Below are 26,021 nucleotides of genomic sequence, written 5' to 3'. Positions count from 1 at the left end.
CCATGCATGCCGGCATTTCCGGGCCTGCTCGGGAAGAAGGTGGCCTCGGACTGTGGGCAGCAAGGCTACTTCGCGTCTGTGTCGACGGCCTCTGAAGGCATCTGGGTTTCCTGCGCTTTATCAGGTTGGTCAGAGGCCAGATAGTCCAGGGCAGACAGCAGGGCATCACCCACGATCGGCCCGCTGAGCGTCATCGACCGATCAATACTGCGGTCGACTAGTCGAATGGTCGGGGTGGCATTGAGTCCATCTTTGCGCGCCTGATCTGCCTGTTGGCGCACCGACTGCCCAGGTCGCTCGCTGTTCAGGCAGGCTTGCACCGCTGCATCATTGGGATAGGCCGTGCCAGGCGGCAATCCCTGGCCGCCGCCACGCGTGTGTTGATACACCCAGGCGATAGCCTCCCAGAAACGTGCATGTCCGAACGTCTCTCCCACGCACTCAACCCAACGTGCTTGCTCGCTGGCAGCCGGCTCATGCGTCGTGAGCGGAAGGTGATGCCACTGCAGGTTGACGTCGGGATGTCCGTCGATCCAGGCTCGTAGTACCGGAGTGTAGGACTGGCAGAACGGGCACTCCAAATCGGCGTAGACAATGATCGTGAAGCGCGCCGAGACGGGGCCGTAGCGCCACGGCGGACCTGGCGCTTTCTCGACAGCGGCCTGCTCAACGGCGACAGGATTTTCAGGCTGGAACGATGCGAGGAATCCCCATGCCGACGCAGCAAAGACTACGCAGGCTGCAGCAAGCCACCAAGCGCGCCGGAATTTCTTGGCAACGGGATGCGATGTGAGAGTCATCCCGCTTCTCCGGCGAACACGTCGTCGTATGGCAGCGGGTTGATACCGCGCGCGCGATCGATCTTCTCGGCGATCTTGAAGGCGGCTTCGAGTTCACCGATGCCGTGCTGCTGCATGAGTTGGAAGCGCTCGGCCTTCTCTTCAGGCTCCGTTTGGGCCAATGCCAAATACAGGCTGGGCGGCACTGCACGAAACAGCACCTCCATCGACTTGGAAAGAATGACGCCCTCGCTGAACTTGCCCGCTTCCTTGCGGGCCGAGAGCATCAGTGCCTTCTGTGCGGGTTTCAGTTCGCGAAAACGCGCGATCTTCTCGACCTCATCCGGTGGCATCGACAGGCAGATCCACCACTCGATCATGTTGAGCATGGGCTCGGCGGACTTGGGTAAATCATCCACATTCTGTGTGGCGAGCCAGAACCAAGCCCCCAGCTTGCGCCACATCTTGGTGATCTTGACTACGTAGGGCGAAAGCAATGGGTTCTTCGTGATGATGTGGCCCTCGTCGGTCACATTGACGATGGGCCGCCCGAGGAACTGGTCACGCTCGGCGATGTTGTTGACCGTGCTGATCAGCGAGATGTAGGCGATGGACAACTGGGCGTTGTAGCCCTCGCGGGCGTAGGTGGCCAGGTCCACCACAGTGACGTCGGCCTCTGGCCATGGAGTTCCCGGCCTGTCGAACATCTCGCCGTCTGTGCCCTGGCAGAACATGTCCATGGCATCGGCCATTTCGAGCAGTCGAGAACGCCGGGTCTCGGGCAGTGTTGTGTCGCGGCCGCGTTCGCGCAGCGCGTCGCGCACATCGCGAGTTAATACGGTCCGGTTGTCCGCGACACAGCGCTGCGCGGCCTCGAGGATGCACTGGCGGATCAGCGACCGGTCGGCGCGAGTCATGCGTGCCTCTTCCTTGTCTTCCCCGCCAGTGATCATCAAACGCGCGGTGATTTCCAGTTCGCCAAGCACGTCACGTTGCTCGTCGGCCTCATTCGTGGTCGGCCCAGGCTGCTCTTCATCAAGGGCGTCGGCGTCGAGGGTTTGCACGGCGCTGGGCGTCTCGATCAAGCGACGTGCATCCGCAAACGGTGCCAGACTGACTCCGGAGCCCGGAGAGAGCTTGACCCGGTTGACAGTAAGACCCAGCCGCTTGGCGAAGTCGCCGAATAGGCCAAAGGAGTTACCTGCTTCGACGATGAACATGCGTGGGCGGTAGATCGCTGCGACCTGGTTCAGGATGTTGTTCAGAGTTGCTGACTTGCCCGAACCGGTCGGGCCGAACAGGAACAGATGGGCGTTCATCTGCCGGTCCAGGCGGTTGAAGGGGTCGAAGGTAATCACACCGCCGCCACGGTTGAAGAACGTGATGCCGGGGTGGCCCGTGCCTTGGCTGCGTCCCCAGACAGGCGACAGGTTTGCAGCATGCTGGGCGAACATCAGTTGGGTGTACCACTGTCTGCGGTCCGCGCTAGGGTTGTACAGACACGGCAACCAACGCAGGTAGCTGTTGAGCGGTGCCACCTCGTCTTCCTCGCGCACCGGTTGCAGGCCGGCGTTGAGCATGACATTGGCGAGCTGCAGCCCGCGCTGATCCAACTCGGCTTCGTCACGGCCGCGCAGGTAGAACGCCAGCGTGCCGCGGTAGAGCTTGTGGGAACTCCCGATCAGCGAGCGGGCCTCGTGGACATCTTTGAGTGTCTGTTCCGATGCCAAGGTTTCGCCCACGGCCTTCTTGGCGAGGTGGTTGAGGTGGGCTTCAAGCACGTCCTGTGGTGTAGCGACCAGCGTTAGGCACAGCGTGGTGTCTTCCGGCATCTGGTCGAACAGTGTGTTGATCGCATCGCCCTTGCGTGTCTCCCCAGTCAAGTGTCCGGTGACCGGCGGCGTGCGCAGCCGGTCAGTGACCAAGACGCGATGTGGCATACCATCGAAGTACCACAGCCCCTGGTCCACGTCCGAGCGCGGCTGCCCGAAGAACAGGCGTTGACTGAAGTCCGTGCCACTGGCCAACTCGATTTCGTCAGCCTCGGGGGTCTCCGGGTAAGCCGCCAGCTGGTAGAAGCGCTCACGGTCCTGCGAGTCGGGACCCAGTATTGTGGGATAGGGATTGAACCAGCGCAGCAGCCAGGCATGGATCGCTGGCGCATTCAACCGGCGAGCCTGGATGCCGGCGTTGCTCAATCCTCCTGCCAAACGATCGCATACGGTGTTGATGGCTTGCTCGGGCGTCTGGCCGCGCCGACTGCTTGGACCTACCGCACGCCGATACACCACCAGGCGCACGCGACGACTTTGGCCACGCCAGCGTAGGCGGGTCACCACGGTGTCTTCGAAAAGGCCGCCAGGTTTGGCGACGGCGCTCAGGTGGTGAGCGAAGAACTTAAGGTAGAACTCGCTGAAGCGTGAGTCCTGCGCCCGTGGCTGGATGTAGCGGCGCAGAGCATCCAGGTATTGGGCGAAGCTTGCTTCGTCCTGGGCGTAGAGCTGGACAACCCAGGGATTCTCATCCAGTTCGTCAAAGCTGTCTTGCAGCGCGTTCTCCAGTGCGTCACGTGCCTGCGCTAGCCAGGCGGCCTCACGGCCCTCAGTACCCAGGGGCGTGAGCTCGAAGAAGGCAGCGACCGATTGGCCGTCTTCGAGCAGCATGCAGCCAGACTCGGGCAGGTATTCCACCCACGGCAGGAGAGAGACGAACGATGGCGCTACGTCGTAGAGGGCCTGCTCATCAGTCGTAGTTGCGGCACGCACACCCTGAACGGCCTCGCCAGGCGGCTGTACGCCTCCATCTCTCAGCGCATGGATATGGCGCTGCCAGCCATCTGGCTGTGCTTGCTCAGAGGATGAAGCGCCGGGTTCCGTCCGGCGGCGCCAGGGCAGCGTCCAGGTCATCAATAGTCCTCCACACGCTCGCCCGGCATGGCGTATTGGATGCGCTGGTACAGCGGGAATACCGTGGTATAGCCTGGCACCGGCACAGGATCCGTTCCCGCGAGATGCGGGAATACGTACATCACTAGATCGGGGTTGGGAAGCCGATGAAACTGACGGTAGATCTCGTTCGCCGCGGTGCGGGTATAGCGGGCCTGCTCGGCAGGTGCGGCGGCGATGTCCGCTTCGAGCAACGGTCGGCGCAGGGTCTGACGCGCATCGAGCAATTGGCGCCGGGCCGCCTGGCCGGTGCCCCCGTCGCCAGCCTCCTGCTGCCAGATGACCTGCATGGTCCGCCCACCGTGGGTGAGCAGCTCTTCCTTGTTGGTGGCGCAGCCGGCGAGTGCGCCCACCGCGAGTGCCAGTACAAGAGACTTAGTCCAGTTCGAGCGCATGGGATTCTCCTGCACGGTGATTGACTTTGCGGCCCTCTGGGTCGTAGTCGATGGCGAGTGGCTTCTCCAGGTGGACGGCCACCTTGGCTCCCGGCGGCACATACACTGCGGCGAATGCCTGCCCGTAAAGCTTGTTGACCCAGCTCGACATCTCTTGGACGCCGCCAGCCAGGATCCGACCGACAGCTTCCTTGCCACTGATGCCAACAGTTCCGATGGAACCATCTGCGCCGACATAGGACGACCGCCCGCTGTCAGACTTGATCAGCGAGGCCGCGCCGGCACCTGCGGCCGTGATCAATGCCTGGGTGCCCAAGTACTGCTGGGCATTGCTGCGGCGGTCGCCGCTGACGCAGGGAATACCGTGCGGATCGCTGATCCAGCCTAGGCCGTCTTGCTGGTTGTTGTTTTGCTGGTTTCCATCGCGGTCTTCGGGAATGGTGCGGATCGTGCCGTCGTTGAAGACGAAGGTGATGCTGCGCACTTGGCCACGCACACACGAGAGCGTCCAATCGCCGGCTGCAGTACCGCTGAAAACTGCGCCTGCCACGTCAGGGATATCTATGCCGTTGGCGGTCAGGTTGTCCGGCCCGACCAGAACCTTGAACGGATACGGATCGTTCACCGTGCCATCGATGGGCACGCGGCCAATCAGTGCGGTCATCGCCACCGAGCCCATTAGCGTCGAGTTGGTCGGTACGGTGTAGACCGCCTTGGCCTTGCTGATCCCAGCGGCTTTGGTGCCGGCATTGGCGACCGAGTCGGCGGTGGCTTCCAGGGTGCGTTGGGCCGGGCCGAAACTGGTGGGGAAGCTGAGCGTGCTGCCGCTGCTCCGGCCCCGTCCATCGGTTTGTTTGGCGTCGTCGGGCTCCACCCAGCGCATACCGCTCGTTGCGCTCCGCATGCCGTCTGAATCGCCCTCACCCAGGCCCAGCCCCACTGGCAGATCGGAATGGCCATTGCTGCGGTTACCGATGTTCTCAAGGCGGCGTTGTAGGTCTTCCAGCAAACCTTCGGCCTGCTGGCGCTCGCTGGCGATCTGCTTCTGGTCGCGGCGAAGACTAGCGCGTTCGGACTCTAGGGCGGTGCCGATGCGCTGGTCGATCGCCGATTCCCGCTGACGCAGGCGCTGGTTCTCTTCGCGTTGCGTCTTGTTGTCCGAGGTGGCCGTCTGCAGTTCTGTACGAAGTTGCTTTACCTGGGCGACCAGAGTTGCGACTGTGTCGCGTGGTGTGTCGCCTTCGATCCCCAGTGCCTTCATTTCTTCAGGCGTGAGCTGGGCACTGGCGTCGACACTGGCGGGGGCTTTGCCGCCGTTACTGGAAAACAGCCGGATGCCAAAGAACAGCACGATCAGCGCCACCGGAATCATTAACCACTTGAGCAGACCGTTACTGCGCATGGACGTCTCCTTGCGTCGATGTGGTTGGCTCGGGCAGATTCACCGCTGGATTGAAGCGTTGGATGGCTGGCAGCAGGGACTGTGGCAGGCCATGGCGTCGTGTCACTAGATACACCATCGTGGTGTCTTCCGGTCGGCCTTTCGGCCCCAGTGCAGGGTGCTGAAAGGTCGCTGTCAGGATGTCGCCTTGCAACGTGCGCGGATCCAGATCGACCCAGACGTTGCTGGTGTTGGTGACGCGGACCGCCGTAACCCAGTGGTCCTCTAGGCGCCAGGAAGCAAGCGCGGTGGATTTGACCGGCAAAGTGGGCAACAACGTGTCGAGCGCCAGATTGCGTCTCAGGTTGACACGCATGATGCCGGGAGCGGGTTCGACCGTACGTAACGGCGCGTAGAGGTTCTGGGCTGCATAGCGTGTGAGCACCACGGCAATCGGGGTTTCACGCAGGCTCTGCGCGGGTTGGGTCCTGTCTGGCACGGCATTGCCGCTTTCGGCTGTTTGCTCGCCATAGCGCGTTGCAGCGCTGGTGCCATCCACGATGCGCACCGGCTCCAACGGCGAAGCACCTTCGCGTGCGGGCTCGGCAGCGATGTCCAGCAGGATTAGCGTGCCCGTATCGGCGTCCTGCAGTTGCAGTCGCGTTGGCTCGATGGGCTCGATAGCGCGCAGATACACCGCGCCTCCGGCGCTCTGGATACGCAGACGCTCACCCACATTGGCCGGTACACCGACGCGCACATTGCGATCGATGAACACGATTCGCTCCTGGCCCACGACCAGAGGCACCGCCAGCGGCAGCCGTTCCCAGCGAAGAATCTCCACCGCATGAACCAGAGGTGCGATCGCGACCACTACGGCAGCACTCAGCCAAAGGGGGACTTGCTTTCTCATGGCGTTTCTCCTTGGACGCCCAGACCACCGCGGGCGGGAGGATGAGGTGGTGTCTCGGGTGCGGCAATGCGCTGCGGCGCGCCGTCGTAGCAATCGAGTGCCAGTCCGAACGGATTCCGAGCGGGATCCACATCCGCCCGAACCACCTTGATTGGATAGCGAACGAGCGCACGCTTGATTTGCTCGGAGCTGTAGTACTCGTCCGCGCTGATGTCCAGGGTCACTACCCAGTCGCGGTCCGAGACGACCCGCACGCGTGCGTTGGGGTTGTCGCCGTAGCCACGACCGGGAATCTCATAGATTCCGCGCACGCGTTGGCGCAGCTCACCTGCGTTGCGGCGATAGTCGTAATCGGCTTGCAGGAAAGCTCGGCACGCGGGAGTGAAGTAAGGCGAAAGTGCGTGAAGGTTTCGCGCGTAGTCATCCTCACCGTTGGTCGGCCAGCGGTTGAGCTGCTGGAACACGTAGAAGGTAAAGGCATACACCGATTCCGGTGGAACCTCCCACCACTTGCGCGTGCTGCCCGAGCGCAGATCCGGTGGCACATGGACGGTGAGATCGCGCGGCGAGTTCCACCACCCCCCGCCCATGACCAGCGCAAGAAGCAACAACGCTACGGCGCCCATGCGCAGGGTCTTGATGTGCGCCTGCAGGTGCGCAACCTCGTTCTTGAACCGGCTCATCGCGACGCCCTTCGTACCGACCAGAAGCCGGAGCGAGTGATCAGCGCCCGCCCGCCGATCCTGTCCGAGACGATGGGGTGATGCGTCGTCAGCCACCATTGCAGATGGCGGTACAGCCAGGTGTCGGGTCGGCCGCGCTTTTGGCGGCGCAAGATGCCGCCGCCAACGAGCACACCGAGCACCACACCTACGACGACGAATGTCGGTGCTAGCGCGATGGTCGAGAACATCCACGACAGTGGCGCACCGAACATCAGCCCGGCAGCTCCGGACAGCCCGCAGCAGATCCAAAGTTCGTCTGCAGTCAGGCCGCGCACAACCACCGGATGACGGTTGAGCCGGTGCGGCAGGAAGGACACCGTGCCGTCCTCCCGCACATGCTGATGCTCGGACATGGCCAAGCCTCCTTACAGGATGCCGGTGGCTTCGGTGAGCAGCCAGATGCCGATCACGAGAAGTACCGCGCCGATGGCCACCGTGAGGCCAAACTGGCCCCAGGTCTTGCGGCCGGTGTGGATCTCGGCGTATGTGCCGTAGGCGTGATAGCAGACGCCGATGAACATGGAGGCGACCACGAGTAGCGCGACAAGCAGCACGATGTCGTAGCCGTAGTTGCGAATGGTCTGCATGATGCCGTTGCCGGTGCCACGCGAGGGGTTCTCCAGTGTGGGCAGGCCTTGGGCAAACGACACCACCGGCAGCGTCAGCACACCGAGGACGAGTGTCGAGAGCCGGAGGCGTTGGGTGGGGGAACTGCTGGTCTTCATGATTGGCCCTTTCGAAGTCAGGAGATAAGGAAAAACGTCAGCACGATGTACATGGCAAGAAACCGCACAAGGACGCCGAGGAACTGGCGCTGGTTGATTCGGCTTTCTGCCCAGCCCACATAGGCTGTACGGATCGCCCAGACCCCCCATAGCAGCAGCACCGTAAATACGGCGCCTACGAGCACGGTGGCCATCACTGCAGGCGTGAAACCGCTGTTGGCTTGAAATGCTGAGAGCTGAGCACCATTCATGGCTTGGGCTCGCTACCGATTGGATAGTCGGAGGCTTCTTGTTCGGTGCGGTACTGGCCGGTCAGCTCGGCAGGATCTCGAGGCTGGGCGCGCGGTGGCGTTAGGTAGTCTTGGAGACCGCTTCGCACGCGGGTTAGGTCATTGCGTAGCCGGGCGTAGTCAAAGTGGTAGCGCTCGCCCGGCGTAATCCTGACATTGGCAGCGCTGTGAGCTACGAGGTGTTCCAGAGTCTCAAGCTGGCGGGCAGCGGCGGCTAAGTCCTGGCGCTGCGCTGGCGTGTCAGCGTTGGCGGCCAGGGGTAGTCCTGTCATCAGGAGGGTATTCAGCAGCAAGTAGGCGCCGCTGCGTGCAACGCCGGGACGGATTGGCAGCACCATCGCGCTATGTCCTAGTCAGATCAGCAATGGAGTGATCGTGGCAAGGCGAGCGTCCCTTGGCTGCAAACAATGAGAAATGCGGGCTACCGGATTTGAGGCGCTAGGACGACACGGTGGATAGATTGTCCGGATCGGTTCCAGTCTCGCCGTCCGGACCGGGTGATAATCAACGTTGGGACTGAACTGAATGGGGTAAGTATGAGTTTTGTAGCGAAATCGCTCGCCTTCGATGGGTTGCTAGAAGAGTTTGATCTATTGATCAATAATTTTAGAAAATTAAGGTTGAAGATTGGAAAAGGCGCACCGATTGAAAGCACAAAGTTGTGGGGCTATCGGAAAAAGCTGGACGACCTTGAAAAAATGGACGAGATGGAGGTTGCGGCGCTCATTGGAATAGTCAACAAATATCGTTCGATCAATGCTCTGTTCGATGTCGATAGTAAAATCATCGTCCCGCAACAGAAGTTGCTTGACTTGCTCGATGGGGGGCACACCCTTGCTGATGAGGATGAGAGATACAACGACGCATTCTTCGAGCTTGCCATGGCAATCAGATTCGCAGCAAGTATGGGTGACGGAGTGGAAATCGACCTCTCTACCGAATGCGATGTGGTCTTGTGTCGACAAAAAATAGCGATTGAGTGCAAGTACCTACACAGCGAAAGAAAATTCAGACATGAGTTTTCTGATGCCATAAAACAGCTGGACAAACGCATAAGTAACGGGCAGGCAGAAGTGGGGTATGTTGCATACGACTTAACTAATTTGGTTGACAAGGTCCGCATTTTTGAAATGGCGCGCTCTATTTTTGATTCTTTCGCCGCCAACTACGAACGTCTAGAGCAGAGTCGAGGTGTATTTTCTCAAAACATCAAGGAACAAGGTTTACTTCGTTCTATTCTCGTCAATCGAAACTTTCAAGCAATAATAAGCAACTTTACGGCCCACCATTTGGAGTCAGTTTTTTATAGCAACTTCAAGAAATCCGAGATGGAGAAGCTTGATTCTGAGAAAGTTGCCGTCATTTTCCAGTTGAGCCACTGCCTTATATTTGAGTACGATAATGAGGTTATTCCGGTGCCGGCCAGGGCTATGAATTACTACATCAACGATGGCCTACCTGAGATACGCCAAGCAGAAATAAAGAAATTCATTCACTCCTTGGCTGTTGGAATCTAGAGCCGAGAGTCTGTCACAGATACTTCTTGAAGCTGCCAGCGGTGAGATTCATGGCCAGCCCAAGAAGAGCCGCACTCGGCAGCAGAATGATCAGCGGGTGAACCGAAACTGGCAAAGCCAGGTAAATCACCCAAGGCAAGATTGCCAGTGGCATGAGCGAGGCTTTGGCGCGATGATAGAGAAAACCGGACTCCCGCCCTGCACCGAATTTGCGTACGTCGCGGCGAACCAATCCATCCACGAAGCCTACGAATGCTGCTGTTACGAACAAAGGCAGGGTCAGCACCAGCACAAGTAGTCGAACCAGGTACGTGAGCGTCGTAAAGGCAGCGGCAATCAAGTAGCTTTCCGCCCACACGTAGGCTTGGCTGATGAAGTAGCGGAAGTCTCGTGTGCGATGCTGACTGGGCGCGCGGGCGCGGTCAGCCGTTTGCTCCATGCGCGCCAGCAGACCAGTGCGCACGAACATCCAGCGGTAGCCTGTATCCACGAGCTCATGCGCTGTGCGCGTGGGCTCCGTGACGATGGCACTGCGAGTGAAATGCCCAGACAGGTGGGTCAGCTCGTACTGCAGCATAGCCTGAGAGTGACGCCAGCCCTGATCCTTCCAAAAGAAGTGCATCCCCACGCATTCGATCACGATCGAGATCAGCAGCGAGCCGATCAAGACGCCGAACAACCTGAACGGCGTGCTGATCAAGCCGACAAGCAGTCCTTCACGGCGGGCCTCCTGGCGCTTCGCGGTGCTGACCGCATCGCTCATGGCAACTGCTCGCTGCCGGCAGCTTCGGGCGGGATCGTGTCATCGGTCAGATCCTCCGGCAGATCTTCCTCCTGCAGGCCTGGTGATCCAGTGTTCTCCCACCACTGTGCTGCCTCGCTATAGCTCTGGCGCATATAGCCGGCTAACTGCTGTAGATCCTTGGGCATGACCTCATCGGGGTCGGGTGCAGGCAGCGGCATGCGGATCTTCCACAAGTTGCCGCCTTGCAATAGAGCAAAGCACTGCCCCTTGGGAAGTCCAACCACCTGCGATGGTTCGATCATCGGCACGCTGGACATGCTGATGCGATCCTGGGTATTCGATGTGAAGTCGGTGGCACCGCGGATGTCTGAGCTGTCGGTGGCACCGCTGACGATGGTTGTGGAGTAAACCTCCACCTTTGGCAACTGGCGGGTCAGCAGTTCCGCAGTGGCCGTCTCCCGCACACGCAGCATGAACAGGTTGTTGAAGTTGCCCACAACCTGGCCAGCCTTGGCGCGATTGCCAATGCGCGCCTCGATGTCGCTCAGTGTCTGTGTGTATGCGGTGACCTGAATACCGGCACCACCGCCCTTGTTGACCATGGGGATAAATTCGTCGCCCATCAGCTCATTGAATTCATCCGCATGGACATTGATGGGGACCTTCGCTCCCGGATTTGCGTCTGGCAAGCCATCATCGACGCCAAACTTGTAGATGTGACCTGCCACCGAGACCATGTCCGAGAACATTGAATTCCCCACTGCGGCAGCAACCTCCGCGTCTGACAGGGCATCCAGACCGACATAAACGACTGCGCGCTTGCGGATGATCTGCATCCAGTCGAAGATCGGACGCGGATCTTCGAGGTCGGAATAATTCGGCGCCAGCAGCTGAGCGATTTTCCCGCTGGTCAGCTTCTCCAACAGCGGCAACAATGACGCAACAATCTTGTCGAAGTAGGTCTTGTCATAGCGCACCGCGCTGCGCAGTCCGTCCAGAACGGGATCGTAGTTGCGCACCTGACTTAAATACTGCTCTAAGGCCACTACACGCTTCTCACGGCCGATCATGTTGCGTGGAATATTCTTGTCGTTCAGCCGCCCCTCAAGTTGGACGATAACCTCCCAAGCCTTGGGCTCGTGCTTGGCGAAGTAGTGCTGCGCATACTCGATGAACAAGGCATCAATGTTGATGACGTGCCGCTGGATCAGCAGGTAGTCGGGGCGCTGGCCCAATTCGATGAGTGCTCTCGCAATAATGTTTACGAAGCGCCAAGCGAATTCCCGGAAGGCGGCGCTGTTGCCCTCGCCCGAGAGTTGCCCGGCGATTCGAGTGGCAACCTCGGAGATGCGCCCGAATCGCCCCACTGCGTTGTAGCGCGAGCTGATCTCGGGCCAGCCCAGGTGGAAGAGGTAAAACTCACCTTCGCGCCCAGCCCGCTTGGCTTCTACGTACATGCGTTTGAGCAGATCGGCATCACCTTTCGGGTCGAAGACGATAACCACCTCATGTTCACCGGTAGCGCTCTTGCGCCGTATGTCCTGGGTGATGAATAGCTCGGCCAATCGCGTTTTGCCGACACGGGTGGTTCCCAGCACCAGCGAGTGACCAACACGCTCGCCAAGCGGCAAACTGACGTCGACCTCATCTGGCTCAATGCCGTGTAGGCGCGGTAAACCGCCAACCGGTGGCAATGGGCGAAAAGGATTGAGCGAGATGTCCCAGGCAGTGATCCTGACCAAACGCGAGAGCGGGAACGGCGCAAACTCCAGGCGCTCTTCCAAACGTCGGACCATCATGTAGGCTGGCGTGGGTTCGACATGGCGTCGGAACTCCGGACGATAGGTTTGCATCAGCCGGTGCGTGTGCTTCTGCTCCCAGAGAAAGCCTCTGCCGATAAACAACCGCTGCTGGCTGATTGGTACGTCTCGGCTGATCATCACGTAGCGGGGAAGGCGTCGGATGTTGCGGCGGTATCGGAGGATCGCGTGGGCCTGTCTCAGGCGGATCGCACCGAAGGCCAGGAATGCCAGCGCACTGCCAATCCCCATGGCCGGACTTAGCGCGAGCGACCATGGAGCTACTAAGGACAAAAACGCCGCGCCGGCGCAAGCCGCCACGGTGTAAAGCTCCACCGCTGGGCGCAGCAGGACTTCTACAGGCTGGGTCTGGCCCATGGCGTCATTGCTCGATGCCGGTGCTGGTGATCAGCACGGGGTAGTGCCGAACGCCAAGCCGGTCAGCCAGATCGTCGGCAGCTACGGGGGCGAGCTGGATACCGGGTGCGAGAGCCCGCAGACGGGTGAGCCCCTGCATCGAGTCTACATTCACGACTAGACCCACGGCGTTGCGCTCACGCAGAGAGGCTGCATGGCGGAACAACCAAGCATGTGAGGCTTCATCGTCTCCGATCAAGAAGAACGGCTGCAGCCCTGGTGCCTCGATGACACGGCGATTAACCGTGCCTGGCGTTAGCTTGGTACTGCGCACCGGCAGCATGTTTGCTTCACCGCCAGCCTTGGATGGTGGCACGGGCATTACGATGGGAGGCTTTGGCGTACCCGACATACGCGGCAGCAGGTTGAGCGCTTCGTAGTAAGGCAGCGCTGAAGTGCCACCGTGGTCTTGGACAACGACTAAGGGCTTGGCCGCATGTAATGGAGTAGCCAGTATGGTCAGCAGAACGACCAACCCGTGTGCAGCCGAGAGGTGGGAGAGGTTCATGGTGGGGTCTCCTTGCGGACATCAGATGCTGCGCGTGACGAGGCTTGCACGCGCTCCAGATGTTGGGCGACGCTGCGCCGGTAGCGCGCGGCAGGTGCACCACCAGCCGGTCGGTGGTAGCGACCTATCGCCAGTAGCCAGTCCTCGCCCGGGGTGTGCTGCTCGCGCAAGATCTGCGCGGCGATCGCCAAATTGGCGTAAGGATCGAGCAAGTCGCAGGGGCGGCCATAGCGATGCTTCTGATAACCAAGATTGATCTGGCCCAGGCCTGCGTCCACGCGTGTTGGCGGAACTTGGCGCAAGGCCAGCTGCAGGCCGGCGCATGCTTCGACACGGGTGGCGAACCGCTGAGACTCGCCCGCGACGTTCAGGGACCAGGGCCAGGGCACAACGCGTCCATTGCGGCGCATGCCGCTTTCCTGCAATGCGACGGCGTACAGCACAACGGAGGGAATTCCAGCCTGCCTGGCGGCCAATTGGTAGGCCGGCGGCGGGATCTCTTGGGCCACGGCGGTCTCGCTGATCACCCCACCGACCAGCCACAGCATCAGGGCTTGTCGGGCCAGGCCTAGGGCTGCCGTTGCCATTGGCCATCCACCTGCCGTACGACAGCGGGCAGTTCACCTGGCAGCCCGAGGGCCAGCCAGCGACCTGCATCGTGATTGAGGGTGATCGTGCGGGCACGAACGCGGGACGGGTCGATCTTGGTCCGGCGTGCCCAGTCGCGAATGCGGGCATCGTCGGCTCGGCTACCTACAACGTATACGTCGAAGGCCGAGCCCGACGCTTGCAGCCGCGCGATGGCTTGGTCACAAGGGGCACAGTTGTCACGCACGAAAACGGCGGTGCGTCCGCTTCCCTGAACTGAGGCGTTGGTTTGACGCGGGCCAGCGTCTGGCAGGTTGACGCGCTGGGCATTGGGCTGCAACCGTTGCCAAGCTTCGTCATAAGCGCGTTGGTAGGCCAGTAGTTTTTCCACGCGGCGTGCTTCAGCTTGCACCTGGAGCTCGGCGTAGCGCCGTCGCTCCTCGTCGGAACGAGCTTCTGTTCCGAGGGCGGAAAGGGGATCCAGATTGGGCGAGTAAATGCCAAGGGGACCGGCCATCAGCTCTCGGTAGCGCGTCCACTCTTCCCGGCGCAGCCCCCAGTCGCGGGCCAGCTTGTCGTCCTGACTGTGCTCGATCTGGCTCTGGGTAGTATGCGACGGTGTAGCCGGTGTTTGCTGTGCCCAGGCTGGTTCGTTGAGGGCTGCCAGAAGCATTGCGGTGAGCAGGAGTGGCTGCTTCATGGGATAGTCCCTCAGGGAATGGCCACGCGACGGATCTGCTCCCCGGCACGAAACACGGCGGTGTTTCGGTCGATATCTTGCAGACGCCAATGGCCGATGCTTTCGCCAGGCAGTAGCACCTGGATTTGAGAGGCGGAGAGAGCGCCACCTGCCGGTGCGACCGATACCGTGCGCTGGCCTGCACGCAGTTCCGAGCCAATCACTCGAAATGGCATGGGAGCCTCCGCTGGCTTGACTGCTGCCTGCTGCACGGGATGGGGCTTGCTCGCTACGGTGCTGCTGCGTGCTGTCGTTTGGCGCGATTTGATTTGTTCCAGATCCGCCCGCAATGCAACAAGATCCTCTTGGCTGGCAAGCGTGACCAATGCCTGGTCCAGGGAATCAGCGCGGGATTTCAATGACTGGTGCACCTCCTGTAGTGCCGTAGCGGTCGCCGGCGCAGGTCGCTCTTGCAGAGCACGATTGGCCTGCACAATCTCACCCACGCGTGACTCCAGTGCTTGCAGACGCTGCACGGAGCTGTCGAGCTGAGACTGTCCAGCAAGCTCGCCGGTTATCTGGAGCGCGACCAAGACCAACGCCGTCAGGCCCACAAGCCACGCCCACAGCAATATGTGGGCGAGAGATGGGGCGCGCGATGACTTCGCCGCGGGAAGGGGGTGTGATGTGGTCATGGCTGGGAACCCTCTTCAACCTGGATAGGCGGGATTGCTCCGGTGGGCGGTAGTTCTTGGATGGGTAGAGCCCCCTGGGCTCTTGGCTGGACGAAACACACCTGCCGTGAGCGGTCATCCACTTCCAGATCCCAGACCGGCCCGATAAGGGTGAGCAGCGCGTCACGCAGCGTCATGGGGCCCAACTGCAGATGGGCGGCGGGCATTGGGAGCGAATACAGCTGGATGACCGCGTGTGCCGTCTCGCACATCTGGTAGCCGCTGCGTTTGAGTACGTGGCGCAGACCATCGCCTATGCTGGCTCTGGCCTCTTCCGGCATCCGCACGTCAATCACCTGCTGAAGCAGGTCACGCTGCGCTGTGAGCGGTGCCAGTTCGACGAGGGTGTAGCGGCCGTAGCGCGCCACCGGAATGAACTCCGGCTCCAGTTGTACGCGAGCAGAGATCGCCGCTTCGTCCGGAACCGACTCGATGACAGCAGGCGCTGAAGCGGTGGCGCAGCCGCCAAGCAGTGTGGCGATGCTCAACAAGCCACACGCGACCGCGCGGGGGACGAGACTGAATGTTTGCATGGATCGGCTTCCTGTTGCAGTAAGCCGATACCTTCGCCGGGCGCCTCGACCCAGTCAGCAAAGAATGCGCAATGGCGCGCGCCCAGTTTTTACGGGATGTCGGTCGGCTACCTCAGGCAGCCGACCTGGAGGTGGGCTTGCTGGAAGTTGTTACGCTGGGATCTGCGTACGACTCCTTCTTGACCCGTTCCCATTCGTCCTTGAGGATCTTCTGAGACTTGGCGATCAGCTGTTGCTTGATCGTTCCGAAGACCTTCTGAATGTCTGCAGGCGGAAGCGAACTCGCGGTACGTTGGAACAGGATGGTGGATGTCTCCAGCTCCTTCATGAGGTTTTTGAGTTCCTGATGATCCACTTCTGTCATATTCAATCGCAACTCGATACGCAACTGCAGTTCCAAGGCCTCCAGGCGCATTTCGGCGATAGGCTGCTTGAACGCGTTGAGCGCTTGGTCGGAGATCTCCTCGGTCCGGGGTTCGCTCACGATGGCATCCCACCGATAACATATCTCCTGCCATAGCGACAGGTATCTGGCGATGTCTTTTCGCAACTCGTCAATCCATATCTGCCGCTTTGCAGAGACGTTGGCGTTTGCTATTCGACGCGATGCGAGTTCCTGCATGGACAGTTGCTCGCTGAGTGCTTGCTTCTGCTGAAGCTCTAGCTGAGCGGCCAACCTTAGCTGTGTCTTACGCTGCGATCGAGCTACCAGCATTTGCGTGAACGAGGCGACAAGAGCGGCAAAAACGGACACAACTACGGCAGCGCCCGCGATCCAAACCTTGTTGATGAACTCGGTGTTTTGCATCGCATCGTGCACGATTCTCTGGATCGCGGCGACATCATCTGGACTCATCTTCTTTTCCTCCGATATGAACGTTTTTCCAATCCGAGACAGCGTTTTTCCAAAGCAGCAGCCTAGCGACTCCCGGCGCGTTGTCAGTGATGCCGCACTCAACTTTTTTCGTAATCATCACCTTAGCAATCGCAGCAGATTGCCTTCTGCGAGTAACCTAATCGACTCAGTTTACCTATCGCCGACAGGGTTACGCGATTAGGTGATTCGTGCACGAAAAAATGCCGGCACCCGAGGGCGCCGGCATACAAAGACCATCAAGCAGCAACAAGCTGTCTGGCCAGGGCGACCTCTACCGAATCACCGTCTTGGTTGAGCACGTCGAGCCCGGATTCCGGGACGTCGCCTGACGTGCTCTGGGACACCAGGATCTTCTTGGCCATCAAGGCCAGGCACGTCATCTGCGACGTGGCCGCGTACCCCAGGTAGATCACCCGCACGTGCAGCTTCTGGCCGATGCGCCACGAACGGCGGGCGGCCTGCTGCAACGTGTAGATGTTCCACCCCGACTGCATGAACACAATCGTGGGGAACTCCAGCAGATCCAGCCCCGTCTTGACGAGCTCGGGGTTGGTGATGAGGACATCGATCCCCCGGTCGAGCTGCTCGGCGATCCAGTCTTCTCGGCGGCTCGCATCCACGCTTGCGCGCAACACAGCGACCTTGAAGCCTTCCTGCTCCAACAGCCCTTTCAAGCGCGACGTGGTGTCGCGCGTACCGGTATAGACCGAGTAGACCAGGGTCTTGCGACCCGCTGCCTTCTCCTCGCGGCAGATGTCGATCAGCTCACGCTCTTTCGGCATGATCTCCAGCTCGTTGAACTGAGCCGGTGTGAACGCCAGGACCTGGCGCGTGCGTGGGTGACGCACGGTTTCTGCACGGAAGCAGCAGTCGGACCAGGCCAACAGCACGTTGAGCACCACACCCAACAAGGTGGTATCCCGCTTGCGCAAGGCCTCCTTGAGTTCCGCGGTCAGGCGCGTGGCCAGGTCGCGGTAGGCGTGGGCCTGTTCGGCATCCATCGCGATTTCCCGGAACTCCTCGTCATACGGCGGCAGCATGCCCCCGATGTCGCGCAGCTTCAGGAAGATCGTGAAAGGCAGGACGCAGCGCAGGACACCTTTCGGACCAAAGCCCGGTGCCTTCACCGTTCGGACTGTGATCTTCGAGCCTTTGGCCGTCTTGTGGGCTGGCCCGTCGCTCTCGGAGTAGATGTCCTTCAGGACGCCGTGGTCCCGCATGAACGCCATGGCGGCCGCGTTCATGCTGCCGTTACTGCTGGGACGGTATCCGTCCTCGATCATGCGCGTGGGCAAAGCCCGGAACAGCAGATGAAAGAGGTCGTCTGCGTAGCCCCCCATGAGGGTGCCGGTGAGCAGCAAGGTCTTGCGGACCTTGGCTGCGATGACGCCCATGGCCTGGCCTTGCGCGGAACCACCCGTCTTGTACTCATGGGCCTCATCGGCGATGAGCAGGTCGAAGGTGCCCTGCGGGAGATAGCGCTTGACGTACTCGGAGGCTTGGTAGCCGCCTTCGCCAAAGCCGAACTCCATGCTGGACATCGCGCGTTCCATGCGCTGTGCCTGGCGATCGGAAAAGACCAGTTCTCCCCGGTCGTCCATCAGATTTATGAAGTTGTGGAGGTTGTCGCCAAGCATCGAGGCCAGGAAGCCATCTCCGAACGTCTTCATCAGCTTCTGCGCAGTGGCTTCGCCGATCGTCGGGATACGCTTCAAGGCCCGCAGCACGGCCGAGTGCTGATCGCTGCCGGACAGGGTTCGCGGGCGAACCAGTGTCCACATAGCGGTGTTGCAGACGCCACACCTGCGGCGGACTTCCTCCGCCTCCAGCTCCAGAGCATTGATCGGCTCGCCGTCAAGGTTGTTGACGACCGTCCCGCAGTGCGGGCAGGCCCCCATGACGCCGTACCGGGTGCGCTTGCGTGTGAATGCGGGCCTCCAATGGAAGCCCATGCGCATGCGCACCCTGCCGATGATGAAGAACTCCTGGCCAGCGGCCGGCACACCCAACTGCTCGCGCAGCTTGATGAGCTTGAGCAGCGTGTCAGGGCCGTTGAGCACCCAGACCTTTGCGCCTGCGACAGTTTCCAGAATCTCCCGCCTCCACTTGTAGACCAGGTGTGGCGGACTGAGGACGAGGGTGCGGCGATAGCCTTCGGCGTGGAGAACGGCCGCCAGCGCGATGCCGACGGTGGTTTTGCCCGTACCCATTTCGCCATTGACGATCGCCGCCCGCTCGCCATGGTTGGCGAGCAGCTCGGCGGCGGCATGGACGACTTCGGCCTGGGCTGGGAACAGCTTGCGCTTGAGACCGGCTAGCACGAGCTGACGGTGGGCGTGCGGCGTACCGCTGTAGACGGGTGGATTGGCCCGGTTGAGCGAGTCCAGCAATTCGTCGCCGAACTCGGCGACGAAGTCTTGCAGGCTCAGGGAGAGCTCGCTGGATGCGGGATCGAAAAGGTCGTCGGTCGTGGGCGAGGTGTCTGCGGCGGGCGCCGCTTCGAGTTGCATGGTCATGGTGATGCTCCAAATAAAAGGGGCACGCACCGTCCCTGAGGGCTGATGAATGCCCCAGGGGGATGAAAGCGAAGTTGCGACCTATGGCCGCCGTGGTTGGATCAGTACTCGCTGGGTAGCAGCAGCGTGGTGACGCTGCGATCCCACTCGGTGATGACCCAGATCTTCAGGTCGGTGGTGACCTGGTAGGAAGAGAACAGGCGATCTTCACCCGATTGCAGCGCGGCGTCGTTCTGTTGCCGGTCGCTGTCATCGAGATCGCCCCAGTCACCGCTGAGATGGCGGCGCAGGTACGGGGTGGGATTGAGCCGACCCTGACGGATCAGCGCATCCACGCCTGAGGTCACGACCATCTGGCCGGGGTTGAAACGCCGCGTGGGACTGGCGCTGAGGGAAACTGCTTCGGTTGCCATGGGGCCTCCTGGATAGGGAGAGCGGGGCCATGGCACCCCATCGGGGCGACATGGCCCCAGTGGGTTGATGAATGGTGCGGGTCTACCGAGTCAGTTCTCGGAAGCCAGCACGATGTGGGTGGCACTGCGATCCGCTTCGGTGAAGATGCGGATGCGCTGGCCGTTGGTTGCAACATAGAACGATTCGAGCTTGGCCTCGGATTGGATTCCCGCGATGTTCGCTTCCCATTGGTCAGCGGGGACATCGCCCCAATCGCCGCGGGCGTGACGCCGCAGAAACTGGAACGGTTCTTCGGTGCCGGCACGAATCAGGCGATCGACGCCTTTGCTGATGATCAGCGCCCCGATGGGGAACTGCAGTTGGTGGATGTAGGTGTCAATCCTGATCGACGCCATCGATAGTCCTCCTTGGTGATTTCATTGGGCCACAACAGCGCGTCCGCCTTCGAGCGCGCTACAGCCTTGTGCTCAGTGGATGGTGATGACTTGCCCCAGTGAGGCCGAGTCGGGAGACAGGTCCCATGCGCGGATGACCGGCACGAACTTGTCCGTGAGGATGCGTGTCTCTGCGATGGAGCCATCGTCGCGCTCACGGTGCTCGACGGCGGTGGCCTTGCGCTTGTAGGTGTCGCCCTTGACGGCCAGGATGCGGCCGCTTTTGGACTGCACGACACCCGAGATGGCGCCAGCCGCAAGGGCCAGTGCCAGGTGCCAGTGGGACAGAGCACGTGCCGGGGCACGCAGGGATTGCTGGGCAGCACCAAGGTGTGTCTCGAATGCGGGCCAAAGGCCCTGCAGCCGGTTCACTTCCTCGGCGAACTGCGCCGGCTCCATGCTGATCCGGTAGAAATGCTCCGGCTCGACCGAGGTCGTGGGAACCACATATGGCAGCGATGTCCACTCGGACGGAAGTTCATCCGCCTCGACTTCACCTTGCCCGATCTGTAGCAATCGGGCCCGGACTGCCTTGGTGTCGTCACCGACCAGCTCGCGCTGGCGGATCCGACGTCCAAATACGACCACCTGCTTGAACTGCGTATCCACCGCACGGTGAATGCTCAGATCGGTGAAGTGTCGCGTCAGCCACCCGACCAGTTCGGCGTCGAGCACATAGGACGGCACGATGAAAACCAGGATGCCTTCGTACTGCAGCAGCTGCAGCGTCTTCTGATAGAACAGCTTCTCCAGCCTGGCGCGGCCCTTGCCTTCGTAGCCGATGTTGCCATTGGCATCCTTGGACAGGTCGCCGTAAGGCGGGTTGAGCCACAGCAGGCTGAACGACTGGCGCGAGACCAGCGTGTCCATGAGGTCACCGTGGATGCAGTGATCGACCAGAAGCCGCGCGTGATTGGCACGCTCCTGGTCGTACTCCACGGCGTACGCGCGGACCTGCGCATGCCCGAGGGCATGCGCGGCTTCCGCGATGGCCACACCTTCACCTGCGCAGGGATCAAGGATGCACATCGGCCCATCGCTGGGCGCCAGTGCGCTGAGCGCTCGTTCGAGCGTGGATTCGTCGGTCGGGTAGTACCCGTTCTTGGCGAAATTGCGGGCGAGCCGCGGGAACATCAGTGCCATGGCAGTCTCCTTATTGGCGGGGGGATAAAGGTCGGATGCGCGCGCAGAGCGCACATCCGTGACGGGCGGATCAAGCCATCGCTTCCATTGGCAGCTCGGCGTGAGCCGGTACCGGGTAGGCGGTCAGGACGCCGCGGCGGATCAGTTCGCCCAGGGCATCGGTGAGAACCGGGACATCGAGCCCGATCCGGAAGCCCTGCAGCGGACCAAGGGCCACCGTCAGGGTTTGGAGCATGTCGCGCTCGCGCAGCAGCGCCAGTACCGGCGCTTGCCAGTGGTCCAGCAGCGGCAGTGGACATGTGTCCTTGACCAGGTGCCACAGGCGCAAGGTGGGATCGGCCGAGGCACGCGGCAGCAGCGTGAGCGCGCTGGCCGTGGCTTTGTCCGGACGGGTGCAGCGCCGGTCGAACAGCCATAGATTGACCATCGAGCCGAACAGCGTGCGGCGATAGGAGCGTGTCAGGCGCTTTTCCAAGCGGTCGACCGATCCGACGAACACGGGGATGGAGCCCCCTTGATCGGTGATGAGGTGGAATTGCTCCAGCCCATCTTCGTCGCGGCCCAGCGTCAGCCGGGCCAGAAACTGCTGGATCGCGGTATCCCGCGCCCAGATTGAGAGAAAGATCAGATCGCCCTGATCGCTGCAAACGCATGCATCGGCCATGAGGTCGCTGCATTCATCGATGCGGTACAGGGGGTTGGGAGATAAAGGTTCAGGCATGGTGGTGTCCTCGATGAAATGAGGGGCAGCACCGCCCGCAGGGGCAGTGATGCCCCGGAAGGAATGAAGGAATGCGGACTACTCCGGCTCGAAGTCCCTGGCGTGCGGGTTGAAACGCAATGCACGTTCTGGGGTACGAATCGGCGTGAAGTCCTGGTGGTACACGTTGATGAGATAGCGGTCGCGGTAGCCGATGGCTTCCCGCGCCTGTGCGTCGGTCAGGCCGGCCTGGATGAAGTCCTCAACCAGTTCCTCGTCTGAGGAAACCTCGTTGTTGGACAGCTGGTCTTCGACCTGGCCCAGCAGCTCGGGCGAGAGGGATTGCAGCGAAGTGTCCATCGCGTCCTCCTTCAGGCCACGGCCAGTTGCGACGAAGCTGCCGGCCGGCGCCGCTGAGCGTGATAGGCCCGAACCTTCTCGCGCCAATCGGGCGAGATCTCTTTGGCCATCTCGAGATAGCGCAGCGGGCAGGTGAAGTAGTACGGTGACACGGACTCGTCCATGCCCTTGTACCCCCACTGACCGCCACTGCGTTGGAGCAGGTCGCAGCGGATGTAGCACATGGACTCGCCGGGCGCGAGTTCCTGGTGAACGCCTTCGGCCTTGGCCGTGATCTCGACAACGGACCACAACACGTTGCCACGCAGCGTATGCGCGATGATGCGGACGCTGGCGCGCTCGCGCTCTTCGGGTTGGATGAGGTCCCGGATCAGTTCTGACCGGGTGCGTGATGAGAAAAGCCAGCCCATGATGAAGTTCTCCTGCAAGAAAATGCCGGAGTCCTCCCTGGCGGGACGGAGCCCCGGCGGGTGGATGAAGATGCCGCGGATGCGGCGAGGCAGATCAGGCGGCCTGTTGTTCCGGCCGGTTCCACTGCTGTGACTTGAAGTCGAGGGCGTAGCCCAGTTCGCCCAGCCGGGCGATCTGTGCACGCAGGGTGCGGCGGTCGATGGTCGAATCCAGTTTCACGGAGTCGCCCAGCGGCCACAGCAGGCCGAACAATGCGGCATCGTCACTGTCGGGGCCGCCGGAGGCAGCCACGGTCGCAGATGGCGCATCCACACCAAAGGGCGTGGTATCGATCAGCGGATCGGCCGAGGCCTGCACAGGATCGGCAGCAGGCTTGACCGCTGGCGTAGCCGATGGCTGAGTCACGTCCTCGTCCAGCGGATCGACCTCTTGCGTGGCGAAGCTGCGAGCCTCGTCCTTGCTCAGCCGGTCCAGGCCCGAGAGGGTCATGCCGTCCAGGTTGGCGCGGATCTCGAAACGCATTCCGCCGGCCGTGGGATAGGCCTTGGGATAGATGAAGCGGATGTGGAACTCCCCGTCGTACTTGCCTTCGGGGTACTGCTCCAGCTCTGCATCCTTGACGGCGAACTCACCGATGGCGGTGACCAGGCGGCCGACATTGAACCGGCCATTGCGGCCGTTGATGGTGCGCAGCGTGAGCTGCCCGGGGACGATGAGGGGTGCGCTGGACTTCGGGGCTGATTTGGCCGCCATGGTGTGCTCCTTCGATGATTGGGGGGATCGTGAGATCCAAGGGAAAAAGAAACGGACCGCACCCGCGAGGGGTGTGATCCGTGCGGCGCTAGGCCTTCAGTTGGCGCATGCCATCGGCCAGCATCCACAACGCCCGGTTCAGGCGCAGGTTCTGGTCGATGCCTTGCACTTCGCGGGTGCGCTGCCGGCGTCCATTGGACGTGCGTGCCGTCAGGCCACCCTTGACCATGTTTTCCTGGATGCGGTTGAACACCGACCACAGGTCCGGTCGTCGATCGTCGAAGCGCCGGGGCGCAAGCAGTTGAGTCTCCGTGACAGGCGCAGGCCTGGTCGGATCGTCGTACTTGAGCGCCAGTGCGGAGCGCGCGAGGATTTCTTCTTCCCCTGTTTCCAGGGTGATGACGCGCATGGCGTCTCGCGACGCCTGCACCTGCTCGAAGCCCTGGAGGACCTCGTAGGCGCCTTCGATCACCTCACCGGCCACGTCGCCCTTGTGGGGGACACGGATGTCGGCAGTGGTTTCACCGCAGACCAGGCCGTTGTGGCAGACGAAGCGGAACATGCCGGCCAGCATCTGATAGCTGCTGGTGCCGTCATGGCTATTGAGCAAGATGATCTCGTTGGCTTCCGAGCCGTTGATCTGGCTCGCATGGCGCATGCGGATCATGTGCTTGGTGAACTCGCGCCGGTCTTCGTTGCGGACACGGGTCTGGCACACCATGAAGGGCTCGAAGCCCTCCTGACGCAGCTTGGTCAGCACGGTCGCGGTCGGTATGTAGGCATACCGCTCGGATCGGCTTCCGTGGGGAGCGTCAGCGAAGATGGAAGGGGCAACAGCACGGATCTGGTCGTCCGACAAGGGACGATCCGCGCGCAGCACCGGGGAACGATGGGCAAAGCGGGTTGCGAGAGACATGGCAATTCTCCTGAGATAAGACGTGCATCTGCCTGGGCCGGATGGCCTGGCTTGACGCTAGGGATGAAAAAGCGCGAACGCGTGCACCTCCCCGAGGGGAGGGCACGGATCAGGTGGGAGAAACGATCAGGCCCCGGAGTGGAGCCTGACGTGGGTCAGAACGAAGCGGCCATTGCCGGTTCGTGCTCGACCGCTTCAGCTTCGTGCTCGCGCGGGGCGGGCTCGGTGGGCTTGGCGGCGTCGCCGATTTCGGCAGTGCTCTTGGCCTTGGGCGCTTGTGCGTCCGGGGTTGCAGGTGCTTCGGTTTTGTCCGCAGGAGCCGGATAGACCTGCTGGCCATCGACCTTGATCAGACCGATGTGGATCAGCGTGGACTCCAGGCTCACGCCCGGTTCGCCGGCTCGTTCGCCCTTGGTGCGCACGTACGGGTCAGCCCGCATGTCGTTCAGCCGGAAGGCGATCAGGACCTTGCGTTCAGCCTCGATGGCCTGAACGCAGCGACGCACCAGGTGCTGGGCGTCGGTGGTAGCGACGATGGTGTCGAAGTAGCGATACTCCGGCTCATCGACCGGACCGGTCAGTGCGCCGATGGTGCACGACAGGAACGGATCGCGGTCCTTGGGAGTGACCTCCTTCGGACGGCTCAGGTAGCCGATGCCTCGGGTGATGAGCTCGTGCTGCTCGATCTTAGCCAGTTCGGCGCGATCGATCACCTCGGCTTTCAGCAGGCGCCCCTTGAGGCTCGCTGCCACTTCACCCTGACGTTCACCGCTGGGGCGGATGAACGCATCGCCCCAGAGGTCGCCGAGCCGGAAACGGACCAGCGGACGCTGCTTGGGATCATCGATGCCGACGTACGACTGAACCAGCTTCTTGGCCTCGGTGCCGGACACCTTGACGTCGAAGTAGCGGATGGACGGCTCCTTGGCGGAACCAACCAGGGCGGCGATCGTGCAAGCCAGGAACGGCTGTGCGCGGCGACCTCCCTTGACGGGAACCTCACGGGCACGCTGCAGGTAGCCGATGCCGGAGGTGTGAAGGTCGAAATAGGATTTCTCGTTGGACGTGGTGCTCATGGTGAATCTCCATAGGAAAAGAGCGGAGACACACCAACCCCACGATGCGGGGAGAGGTGCGTAACCCCGCGATGGGTTGAGAACGGCAAATGCATCCACCACCGGCGAGCCGGTGGCCGTTCGCGCATGGATGCGGTGCGAACTGGTGTGGTCACGCAGCGGGTGCTGCGCCGCAACCTCGAAGACCGATGGTTGCCTGGCATGTCGCTGACAACGTCAGCAAGCATGGACGCAGCGTCACACCATGCGCGCCGGGCCGCCACGACCAATAGGAAATGCCCCGAGCCCGTTTTGCGCAGGCCCAAGAAAGAGAGCCTTCGACTGGCGAAGGCTCTTGGGATGCAGGGTCAGTGTTCTGGTGCGGTAGGTGCCACGGCCTGCAGCGACAGGTGCGTGGGCGTGGCCGACAGCATCAGGTCATCGGTGCTGTTCAGGATGCGTGTGAGCACGACTTCGTTCGGGTCGAAGAACTCGCCGAAGTCGTCGCCGCCCAGCTCGATGCGCGCCAGTTCCCACCAGTCATCGAACGGATCGACATCCGGGTCGCAGCCAACTGCATAGGCAATCAGCTTCTGGCGCTTGTCGGGCCTGCGCTCACCGTGTTCGGCGAGCCAGTACACGCCATGATCCTTGACCAGGATGACGCGGCATTGGTTGGTAATGGCTTCGGCCAGGACGGGTCGAAGCGCGCTGCCTTTGAAGAGCAGAGTCATGAGAAATTCCTTCACGGGATTGGATGAGGGGCGAG

30 protein-coding genes are annotated in these 26,021 nt (G+C 61.5%); 1 reads left to right on the top strand and 29 read right to left on the bottom strand.

Going from position 1 to position 26,021, the window contains the following annotated elements; genetic code table 11:
- Positions 1-65: 65 nt before the first annotated feature.
- From LWH48_RS02335 to LWH48_RS02290, 10 genes are read right to left on the bottom strand one after another with little or no spacing between them, the layout of a single operon-like run.
- Positions 66-800, bottom strand: coding sequence for a DsbA family protein (locus LWH48_RS02335; RefSeq protein WP_023098598.1), 735 nt, complete (start codon positions 798-800; stop codon positions 66-68).
- On the bottom strand, positions 797-3,685 hold the full coding sequence (locus tag LWH48_RS02330; RefSeq protein ID WP_023098599.1) for a conjugative transfer ATPase: 2,889 nt from the start codon (positions 3,683-3,685) through the stop codon (positions 797-799). The genes LWH48_RS02335 and LWH48_RS02330 overlap by 4 nt, the downstream gene beginning before the upstream one ends.
- Positions 3,685-4,119 (bottom strand): TIGR03751 family conjugal transfer lipoprotein, encoded by a 435-nt coding sequence (locus LWH48_RS02325; RefSeq protein ID WP_023098600.1) that lies wholly within the window; start codon positions 4,117-4,119, stop codon positions 3,685-3,687. Before LWH48_RS02325 ends, LWH48_RS02330 begins: the two co-directional genes overlap by 1 nt.
- Positions 4,100-5,521: a TIGR03752 family integrating conjugative element protein gene (locus LWH48_RS02320; RefSeq protein WP_023098601.1), complete on the bottom strand. Its 1,422-nt coding sequence runs from the start codon at positions 5,519-5,521 to the stop codon at positions 4,100-4,102. The genes LWH48_RS02325 and LWH48_RS02320 overlap by 20 nt, the downstream gene beginning before the upstream one ends.
- Positions 5,511-6,413, bottom strand: a complete 903-nt coding sequence (locus tag LWH48_RS02315; RefSeq protein WP_023098602.1) for a TIGR03749 family integrating conjugative element protein — start codon at positions 6,411-6,413, stop codon at positions 5,511-5,513. The genes LWH48_RS02320 and LWH48_RS02315 overlap by 11 nt, the downstream gene beginning before the upstream one ends.
- Positions 6,410-7,096 carry a PFL_4703 family integrating conjugative element protein gene (locus LWH48_RS02310; protein WP_232911112.1) on the bottom strand — a complete coding sequence of 229 codons (687 nt, stop codon included), beginning with the start codon at positions 7,094-7,096 and terminating at the stop codon, positions 6,410-6,412. Before LWH48_RS02310 ends, LWH48_RS02315 begins: the two co-directional genes overlap by 4 nt.
- Entirely contained in the window at positions 7,093-7,491 is a 399-nt protein-coding gene (locus tag LWH48_RS02305) for a TIGR03750 family conjugal transfer protein (RefSeq protein ID WP_023098604.1), read from the bottom strand. The genes LWH48_RS02310 and LWH48_RS02305 overlap by 4 nt, the downstream gene beginning before the upstream one ends.
- 12 nt (positions 7,492-7,503) lie before the next feature.
- The gene (locus LWH48_RS02300) at positions 7,504-7,863 is read right to left on the bottom strand and encodes a TIGR03745 family integrating conjugative element membrane protein (protein ID WP_023098605.1); all 360 of its coding nucleotides are present in this window, start codon (positions 7,861-7,863) and stop codon (positions 7,504-7,506) included.
- Between the two features lie 17 nt (positions 7,864-7,880).
- Positions 7,881-8,114: a TIGR03758 family integrating conjugative element protein gene (locus tag LWH48_RS02295; RefSeq protein ID WP_023098606.1), complete on the bottom strand. Its 234-nt coding sequence runs from the start codon at positions 8,112-8,114 to the stop codon at positions 7,881-7,883.
- Positions 8,111-8,491: an integrative conjugative element protein, RAQPRD family gene (locus tag LWH48_RS02290; protein ID WP_023098607.1), complete on the bottom strand. Its 381-nt coding sequence runs from the start codon at positions 8,489-8,491 to the stop codon at positions 8,111-8,113. The genes LWH48_RS02295 and LWH48_RS02290 overlap by 4 nt, the downstream gene beginning before the upstream one ends.
- Before the next feature lie 198 nt (positions 8,492-8,689).
- Here LWH48_RS02290 and LWH48_RS02285 point away from each other — a divergent pair, with 198 nt between their 5' ends.
- Positions 8,690-9,670, top strand: a complete 981-nt coding sequence (locus tag LWH48_RS02285; RefSeq protein WP_023098608.1) for a hypothetical protein — start codon at positions 8,690-8,692, stop codon at positions 9,668-9,670.
- 13 nt (positions 9,671-9,683) lie between these two features.
- On the opposite strand, the gene LWH48_RS02280 is transcribed toward LWH48_RS02285, so the two are convergent.
- The 19 genes from LWH48_RS02280 to LWH48_RS02190 all read right to left on the bottom strand — a co-directional run bounded on the left by LWH48_RS02280 (position 9,684) and on the right by LWH48_RS02190 (position 25,986).
- Complete coding sequence (locus LWH48_RS02280; RefSeq protein WP_023098609.1) at positions 9,684-10,433, bottom strand: TIGR03747 family integrating conjugative element membrane protein; 750 nt, start codon at positions 10,431-10,433, stop codon at positions 9,684-9,686.
- Positions 10,430-12,592, bottom strand: coding sequence for a type IV conjugative transfer system coupling protein TraD (traD, locus tag LWH48_RS02275; protein WP_023098610.1), 2,163 nt, complete (start codon positions 12,590-12,592; stop codon positions 10,430-10,432). The genes LWH48_RS02280 and traD overlap by 4 nt, the downstream gene beginning before the upstream one ends.
- A 4-nt stretch (positions 12,593-12,596) precedes the next feature.
- Positions 12,597-13,139, bottom strand: a complete 543-nt coding sequence (locus LWH48_RS02270) for an integrating conjugative element protein (RefSeq protein ID WP_023098611.1) — start codon at positions 13,137-13,139, stop codon at positions 12,597-12,599.
- The gene (locus LWH48_RS02265) at positions 13,136-13,687 is read right to left on the bottom strand and encodes a transglycosylase SLT domain-containing protein (protein ID WP_108222946.1); all 552 of its coding nucleotides are present in this window, start codon (positions 13,685-13,687) and stop codon (positions 13,136-13,138) included. The genes LWH48_RS02270 and LWH48_RS02265 overlap by 4 nt, the downstream gene beginning before the upstream one ends.
- Positions 13,688-13,707: 20 nt before the next feature.
- Complete coding sequence (locus LWH48_RS02260; RefSeq protein WP_023098613.1) at positions 13,708-14,427, bottom strand: TIGR03759 family integrating conjugative element protein; 720 nt, start codon at positions 14,425-14,427, stop codon at positions 13,708-13,710.
- Positions 14,428-14,438: 11 nt separating this feature from the next.
- Entirely contained in the window at positions 14,439-15,101 is a 663-nt protein-coding gene (locus LWH48_RS02255) for a hypothetical protein (protein ID WP_023098614.1), read from the bottom strand.
- Complete coding sequence (pilL2, locus tag LWH48_RS02250; RefSeq protein ID WP_023098615.1) at positions 15,098-15,673, bottom strand: PFGI-1 class ICE element type IV pilus protein PilL2; 576 nt, start codon at positions 15,671-15,673, stop codon at positions 15,098-15,100. The genes LWH48_RS02255 and pilL2 overlap by 4 nt, the downstream gene beginning before the upstream one ends.
- 112 nt (positions 15,674-15,785) lie before the next feature.
- Positions 15,786-16,529, bottom strand: coding sequence for a hypothetical protein (locus LWH48_RS02245; protein ID WP_023098616.1), 744 nt, complete (start codon positions 16,527-16,529; stop codon positions 15,786-15,788).
- Between the two features lie 257 nt (positions 16,530-16,786).
- Complete coding sequence (locus LWH48_RS02240; protein WP_023098617.1) at positions 16,787-19,066, bottom strand: DEAD/DEAH box helicase family protein; 2,280 nt, start codon at positions 19,064-19,066, stop codon at positions 16,787-16,789.
- A gap of 101 nt (positions 19,067-19,167) precedes the next feature.
- On the bottom strand, positions 19,168-19,479 hold the full coding sequence (locus tag LWH48_RS02235; RefSeq protein WP_023098618.1) for a hypothetical protein: 312 nt from the start codon (positions 19,477-19,479) through the stop codon (positions 19,168-19,170).
- Positions 19,480-19,569: 90 nt separating this feature from the next.
- Positions 19,570-19,875, bottom strand: a complete 306-nt coding sequence (locus tag LWH48_RS02230; RefSeq protein ID WP_023098619.1) for a hypothetical protein — start codon at positions 19,873-19,875, stop codon at positions 19,570-19,572.
- Between the two features lie 72 nt (positions 19,876-19,947).
- The gene (locus tag LWH48_RS02225; protein ID WP_225321758.1) at positions 19,948-21,111 is read right to left on the bottom strand and encodes a DUF6094 domain-containing protein; all 1,164 of its coding nucleotides are present in this window, start codon (positions 21,109-21,111) and stop codon (positions 19,948-19,950) included.
- A gap of 16 nt (positions 21,112-21,127) precedes the next feature.
- Positions 21,128-21,778 (bottom strand): hypothetical protein, encoded by a 651-nt coding sequence (locus LWH48_RS02220; RefSeq protein ID WP_023098621.1) that lies wholly within the window; start codon positions 21,776-21,778, stop codon positions 21,128-21,130.
- A gap of 78 nt (positions 21,779-21,856) precedes the next feature.
- Positions 21,857-22,117, bottom strand: coding sequence for a hypothetical protein (locus LWH48_RS02215; RefSeq protein ID WP_023098622.1), 261 nt, complete (start codon positions 22,115-22,117; stop codon positions 21,857-21,859).
- Positions 22,118-22,128: 11 nt separating this feature from the next.
- A complete protein-coding gene (locus tag LWH48_RS02210; RefSeq protein ID WP_442908286.1) occupies positions 22,129-22,545 on the bottom strand; it encodes a hypothetical protein in 417 nt (138 codons plus the stop codon).
- Between the two features lie 76 nt (positions 22,546-22,621).
- Positions 22,622-23,281: a DUF3275 family protein gene (locus tag LWH48_RS02205; RefSeq protein WP_023098624.1), complete on the bottom strand. Its 660-nt coding sequence runs from the start codon at positions 23,279-23,281 to the stop codon at positions 22,622-22,624.
- Between the two features lie 88 nt (positions 23,282-23,369).
- Entirely contained in the window at positions 23,370-24,197 is an 828-nt protein-coding gene (locus LWH48_RS02200) for a DUF932 domain-containing protein (protein WP_023098625.1), read from the bottom strand.
- A 155-nt stretch (positions 24,198-24,352) separates the two neighbouring features.
- Positions 24,353-25,273 carry a DUF3577 domain-containing protein gene (locus tag LWH48_RS02195; protein ID WP_023098626.1) on the bottom strand — a complete coding sequence of 307 codons (921 nt, stop codon included), beginning with the start codon at positions 25,271-25,273 and terminating at the stop codon, positions 24,353-24,355.
- Positions 25,274-25,620: 347 nt separating this feature from the next.
- Positions 25,621-25,986: a DUF3085 domain-containing protein gene (locus tag LWH48_RS02190; RefSeq protein WP_023098627.1), complete on the bottom strand. Its 366-nt coding sequence runs from the start codon at positions 25,984-25,986 to the stop codon at positions 25,621-25,623.
- Positions 25,987-26,021: the final 35 nt, after the last annotated feature.

Origin of the sequence: Halomonas sp. G15 (genome assembly GCF_021282295.1) — a bacterium.
GTDB classification, from domain to species: domain Bacteria; phylum Pseudomonadota; class Gammaproteobacteria; order Pseudomonadales; family Halomonadaceae; genus Halomonas; species Halomonas alimentaria.
This window is presented reverse-complemented; position numbering and strand designations above follow the sequence as displayed.

What these genes read in the sequence shown, in the direction of transcription:
- LWH48_RS02335 (WP_023098598.1), bottom strand. Translation starts at nt 800, where the DNA reads ATGACTCTCACATCGCATCCCGTTGCCAAGAAATTCCGGCGCGCTTGG.
- LWH48_RS02330 (WP_023098599.1), bottom strand. Translation starts at nt 3,685, where the DNA reads ATGACCTGGACGCTGCCCTGGCGCCGCCGGACGGAACCCGGCGCTTCA.
- LWH48_RS02325 (WP_023098600.1), bottom strand. Translation starts at nt 4,119, where the DNA reads ATGCGCTCGAACTGGACTAAGTCTCTTGTACTGGCACTCGCGGTGGGC.
- LWH48_RS02320 (WP_023098601.1), bottom strand. Translation starts at nt 5,521, where the DNA reads ATGCGCAGTAACGGTCTGCTCAAGTGGTTAATGATTCCGGTGGCGCTG.
- LWH48_RS02315 (WP_023098602.1), bottom strand. Translation starts at nt 6,413, where the DNA reads ATGAGAAAGCAAGTCCCCCTTTGGCTGAGTGCTGCCGTAGTGGTCGCG.
- LWH48_RS02310 (WP_232911112.1), bottom strand. Translation starts at nt 7,096, where the DNA reads ATGAGCCGGTTCAAGAACGAGGTTGCGCACCTGCAGGCGCACATCAAG.
- LWH48_RS02305 (WP_023098604.1), bottom strand. Translation starts at nt 7,491, where the DNA reads ATGTCCGAGCATCAGCATGTGCGGGAGGACGGCACGGTGTCCTTCCTG.
- LWH48_RS02300 (WP_023098605.1), bottom strand. Translation starts at nt 7,863, where the DNA reads ATGAAGACCAGCAGTTCCCCCACCCAACGCCTCCGGCTCTCGACACTC.
- LWH48_RS02295 (WP_023098606.1), bottom strand. Translation starts at nt 8,114, where the DNA reads ATGAATGGTGCTCAGCTCTCAGCATTTCAAGCCAACAGCGGTTTCACG.
- LWH48_RS02290 (WP_023098607.1), bottom strand. Translation starts at nt 8,491, where the DNA reads ATGGTGCTGCCAATCCGTCCCGGCGTTGCACGCAGCGGCGCCTACTTG.
- LWH48_RS02285 (WP_023098608.1), top strand. Translation starts at nt 8,690, where the DNA reads ATGAGTTTTGTAGCGAAATCGCTCGCCTTCGATGGGTTGCTAGAAGAG.
- LWH48_RS02280 (WP_023098609.1), bottom strand. Translation starts at nt 10,433, where the DNA reads ATGAGCGATGCGGTCAGCACCGCGAAGCGCCAGGAGGCCCGCCGTGAA.
- traD (WP_023098610.1), bottom strand. Translation starts at nt 12,592, where the DNA reads ATGGGCCAGACCCAGCCTGTAGAAGTCCTGCTGCGCCCAGCGGTGGAG.
- LWH48_RS02270 (WP_023098611.1), bottom strand. Translation starts at nt 13,139, where the DNA reads ATGAACCTCTCCCACCTCTCGGCTGCACACGGGTTGGTCGTTCTGCTG.
- LWH48_RS02265 (WP_108222946.1), bottom strand. Translation starts at nt 13,687, where the DNA reads ATGCTGTGGCTGGTCGGTGGGGTGATCAGCGAGACCGCCGTGGCCCAA.
- LWH48_RS02260 (WP_023098613.1), bottom strand. Translation starts at nt 14,427, where the DNA reads ATGAAGCAGCCACTCCTGCTCACCGCAATGCTTCTGGCAGCCCTCAAC.
- LWH48_RS02255 (WP_023098614.1), bottom strand. Translation starts at nt 15,101, where the DNA reads ATGACCACATCACACCCCCTTCCCGCGGCGAAGTCATCGCGCGCCCCA.
- pilL2 (WP_023098615.1), bottom strand. Translation starts at nt 15,673, where the DNA reads ATGCAAACATTCAGTCTCGTCCCCCGCGCGGTCGCGTGTGGCTTGTTG.
- LWH48_RS02245 (WP_023098616.1), bottom strand. Translation starts at nt 16,529, where the DNA reads ATGAGTCCAGATGATGTCGCCGCGATCCAGAGAATCGTGCACGATGCG.
- LWH48_RS02240 (WP_023098617.1), bottom strand. Translation starts at nt 19,066, where the DNA reads ATGACCATGCAACTCGAAGCGGCGCCCGCCGCAGACACCTCGCCCACG.
- LWH48_RS02235 (WP_023098618.1), bottom strand. Translation starts at nt 19,479, where the DNA reads ATGGCAACCGAAGCAGTTTCCCTCAGCGCCAGTCCCACGCGGCGTTTC.
- LWH48_RS02230 (WP_023098619.1), bottom strand. Translation starts at nt 19,875, where the DNA reads ATGGCGTCGATCAGGATTGACACCTACATCCACCAACTGCAGTTCCCC.
- LWH48_RS02220 (WP_023098621.1), bottom strand. Translation starts at nt 21,778, where the DNA reads ATGCCTGAACCTTTATCTCCCAACCCCCTGTACCGCATCGATGAATGC.
- LWH48_RS02215 (WP_023098622.1), bottom strand. Translation starts at nt 22,117, where the DNA reads ATGGACACTTCGCTGCAATCCCTCTCGCCCGAGCTGCTGGGCCAGGTC.
- LWH48_RS02205 (WP_023098624.1), bottom strand. Translation starts at nt 23,281, where the DNA reads ATGGCGGCCAAATCAGCCCCGAAGTCCAGCGCACCCCTCATCGTCCCC.
- LWH48_RS02200 (WP_023098625.1), bottom strand. Translation starts at nt 24,197, where the DNA reads ATGTCTCTCGCAACCCGCTTTGCCCATCGTTCCCCGGTGCTGCGCGCG.
- LWH48_RS02195 (WP_023098626.1), bottom strand. Translation starts at nt 25,273, where the DNA reads ATGAGCACCACGTCCAACGAGAAATCCTATTTCGACCTTCACACCTCC.
- LWH48_RS02190 (WP_023098627.1), bottom strand. Translation starts at nt 25,986, where the DNA reads ATGACTCTGCTCTTCAAAGGCAGCGCGCTTCGACCCGTCCTGGCCGAA.